The following is a 3501-nucleotide window of genomic DNA, read 5'->3' as shown; positions in this document are numbered from 1 at the left end:
CAACCCTCACCACCCGGAGAACCGCAGCCCGGCAGCGTCAGCCGGCCCAGCGTCGTACCCGAAGACCGCCATCAACCCGCCTCACGCCGCGACGCCGTCGCCGACGCCCCCATGAAAGACCGGGGCTCACCAGCCAGCGCGTGCATCCTCTCGACCAGCTTCGCCTCCAAATCCGTGGACCTGGGCTCGTAGCGATTCGAGGATCGGCGCTGCCCGACCAGCCGGCAAGCACGGCGTTCGCTGACCTTGTGCTTGCGGGTCAGCATCGCGACCGCGTCGCGCCGACGAGCCGGGCATAGAAGTTCCCTTTTCCACGTCCTTGAGCATCGAGATGCCCAAGGCCTGTTCCGCGACGATCCTCTTCAGGCGGGCATTCTCCTGCTCCAGCGTCTTGAGCCGGATCGCCTCGTCCTCCTTCAACGCCCCCTACTTGGTCCGCCAGCGGCAGAACGTCTGCTCGGAGACCCCGAGCTTCTTGCACACCTGCGAAGTCGACGCCCCCTGCCCCTGAAGCTTCTCCGCATCCCGCAGCCTCGCCACGATCTGCTCCCGATTCAACCTCTTCGCTGCAGCCATCGGACACTCACACCGGCCCTCTCACCTGTGGATGGATTCTCACAAGAACTGGACCGAAAATCGGGGGGCCGCACAGGGCGAAAATCCGGCATCGGCCGCAAAGAGACTATGCCGTTGCGGCATTATAAATCAGCTCGGTCAAGAAATTGATGACGGCACCATGATCTTTTCTGATACAAGAGTGGAGCCGTTCAGCGGGTCTCCCGCTGGCGCATCCACCCACGCTACCCAGCGCCCCTTTGAGGCCACCGAGGAGAACGCATGAAGTCCCTTTGCCTCGTGTAGCCACGCGGCTTGTCCAGTCCGAAACGCAACTAAGTACGGCGCATATTGACCACCCTCGTTCTTCACGTCAGCAACGAATCCAGTGCCCAGACTTGGACTATTCGCCTCGCTCAGCGAAGTTCTGAACTGTTTGCGCAACGTGAGGTTGCGAGCGACAATAGTCGTTCCCTGCGTCCAAGAAATCCAAGTTCCGGAAGCCTGAGGATCCCGAGCGCGGCCCGATGTCGTGATTTTTATTATAGGGCCAGGATAAATTCTGACGATGTCTTCTTTCTCGCGAACCTCACTTTCAGACATGGTCGCGAATATTTTCCTACCGTGAAGCGCCACTTGCAGCCCAGCGAATTTTTTCACGACGGGCTTCCCTCGACCCGATAAAAGATTGTATAAAAAGATATCACTTGACCGCTGCTTAAGGCCGTTGTACACGCCGACTGCAAGACGGTCACCTGAGCCCGCCGTGCTTGGTATCAGCGCAGTGGCCTCGGTCGATGCGGCGAGCTCAACCGGCGAATTGCCGTCGGCGGCATTCCAACTCCATAGTTGCCATCGAACCAAGTCATCAGGGTTGGACTGCACATGGTCTTGCGCGACCCAGACCACCCAATTTCCGAAGGCTTCAATCGCGCCCACCGTCCAATTGGACGGCAGATCGGCGATTCTCTTGTATCCCTGCTGCTGATGCCCCGCAAAGTATACGGCGCGACCTCCCTCTCCAGTTGACGCAAGCGTAAATGCGGTACCTACGCGATTGGGAGCCAAGAAGAGCGGTAACATCCTTGTTTCGATCTGCGCCTCTGCTCGCAAAGTTTCGCGAATCTTTGGCCTTGCGACCTCCGCCGAACCCTCTTTCTGTCGCAAAGATGGTTGAGCGGCAGTTGAAGAACTTGGCACATCGTTCGTTGCGCTGCATGCGAAAGAAGTGGCCATTGCAAAAACGACGGCAATTACTGCACAGTTGGGGCGCACTTTAGAAGACAATGGCATGATTGGGGGAATGGTAGACGGCAGCAAAGGCTTTGCTGCGTGGAACGGTCGCGTGCAATCCGTAGGGATTTCCGTAAGGAGGAGTCACGCCATACGTGAAATACGGATTCCATTCTTCAGCGATCGCCACGGTCTTGTCGAGCTTATCGTAACCGTAGGCAATATTGTAATGCGTGAGAGCATGGTTGTTCCAATATGGGAGATATTCCGTCGCGATATCTTGAACAACCGGGAACCCGTGCTTTATATCGGCAATAATCCTTGCCTGATACTTAATTGGACCGGTTGGCGTGCGCTTCACCCAAGTGTGTTTGTACTCGTCGGACCAGTTGCTCCTCAGCGTTTTCGAGATGTGCTTGATTCCCTCAAGCCCTTGCGGCCCAAGGTCGAACTTATTTACGAACCAAGCCTCACCCTTGTCAGTTCCCGTGAACGTCTCGACCATGTTCCTAGTCGCTGCAGCAGAGCAGGTGTAGAAAGGGTGCCCCTGGCTGCTGCACCCGGAATCCCCAGACGTGCACGGATTCCCGGCTCCTTCTTTATGATTTTTCACAGTCAAATACTTGCTCTGCTTTATTTGGCAATCGTCATCGACGCAGCCCTTGGGTGTGATCGACGGATCTTCGTCCCCCTCGAGGTTGCTCGCAATCCAGTCCACTTCTCGTTCGTCTGCAACGACGGAGCTACTTGACAGTAGCGCCGAATCCTCAGGTCCGTCTGCCGTGTAGTCGCCTACTGCATCAGTGCCAACCGCGGGTGTTTGGTAGTCAACGATAAATCGCGGTCGCCTACTGTCATTGGCAGAGGTCGTTGAGGACGAATAGAACCAGAGCACATTTTCGGTGTCCTCTTGCGTCTGCTTCACAACTAGGCCCTTATTGGGAAGAGACTGGTCGACCCATCCCTGCGCGTAGTCGCCAAGATCCGTGAAAGTTCGGTACCCGCTTGAGGTTCCGTTAAGAGTAGTGGTTCCCAGCGGCGTGCCACTTGGGTTTCCGCCGTTCCACGACTCTATTCCTGAGTTCGTCCAAGTCGCTGCGGTGTTAAAATCAACGCCTGCTCGATAGACCGAATAGCTGGCACTCAGCGAGCTTCCGGACTTCGAGGCATCAAGGTAAAGTTCCAATGCTGCTGAGGTCACGACAGAACCCGTCGGCACATTGGAAACGTCAAACCGCATGACGGACCTGAACTTTGCTCCTTGCGTCGAAGTTCCAACTCGCAAGTATCCCGATCCATCCCCGCAGAAGCTTCCGGTTCCCACGTCCGATCGGATCCAGCAATCGGTAGCAGGGGGACCAAAATTCACCGTCGGATCGATCAACACGGGGTAGACGCGTGCCGCATCAGCCAGCCACGCGGTGTCCGGAGTCATCGTCAGCACCCAGCCCGTGCCGGCGGTGTCGGATGCCGGGTCGATGGCGTAGTCCACGGCGTCGGTGTAGGCCGGCTCCGGGACCGCGGAGTCCACCATGAAGGCACGCGGGATGGTGAAGACCACCCCGTCACCGTTCGGACCAGCCTGCGCGTCGGTGGTGTCGGTGAACACCACATCACCGGCCGCGTCCACCGACGGCACCACACCCGCACTGGCCGCGACGTCGTAGCTGTACGACAACCCCTGGCCACCGGCGGCGCCATCAGCAGTGTCGT

General features: G+C 57.8%; 3 protein-coding genes. All 3 read right to left on the bottom strand.

All coding sequences use genetic code 11. The features are described from left to right. Positions 1-426 precede the first annotated feature (426 nt). A complete protein-coding gene (locus tag ISG29_RS21920; RefSeq protein ID WP_194505281.1) occupies positions 427-576 on the bottom strand; it encodes a helix-turn-helix domain-containing protein in 150 nt (49 codons plus the stop codon). 138 nt (positions 577-714) lie between these two features. After that, a complete protein-coding gene (locus tag ISG29_RS20335) occupies positions 715-1848 on the bottom strand; it encodes a hypothetical protein (protein WP_194505280.1) in 1134 nt (377 codons plus the stop codon). Beyond that, a partial coding sequence (locus tag ISG29_RS20330) for a DNRLRE domain-containing protein (protein ID WP_194505279.1) occupies positions 1832-3501 on the bottom strand: 1670 nt, incomplete at its 5' end. The genes ISG29_RS20335 and ISG29_RS20330, both read right to left, overlap by 17 nt.

The sequence above is a fragment of the Nocardioides acrostichi genome (genome assembly GCF_015319165.1).
Lineage (GTDB): Bacteria > Actinomycetota > Actinomycetes > Propionibacteriales > Nocardioidaceae > Nocardioides > Nocardioides acrostichi.
This window is presented reverse-complemented; position numbering and strand designations above follow the sequence as displayed.

What these genes read in the sequence shown, in the direction of transcription:
- ISG29_RS21920 (WP_194505281.1), bottom strand. Translation starts at nt 576, where the DNA reads ATGGCTGCAGCGAAGAGGTTGAATCGGGAGCAGATCGTGGCGAGGCTG.
- ISG29_RS20335 (WP_194505280.1), bottom strand. Translation starts at nt 1,848, where the DNA reads ATGCCATTGTCTTCTAAAGTGCGCCCCAACTGTGCAGTAATTGCCGTC.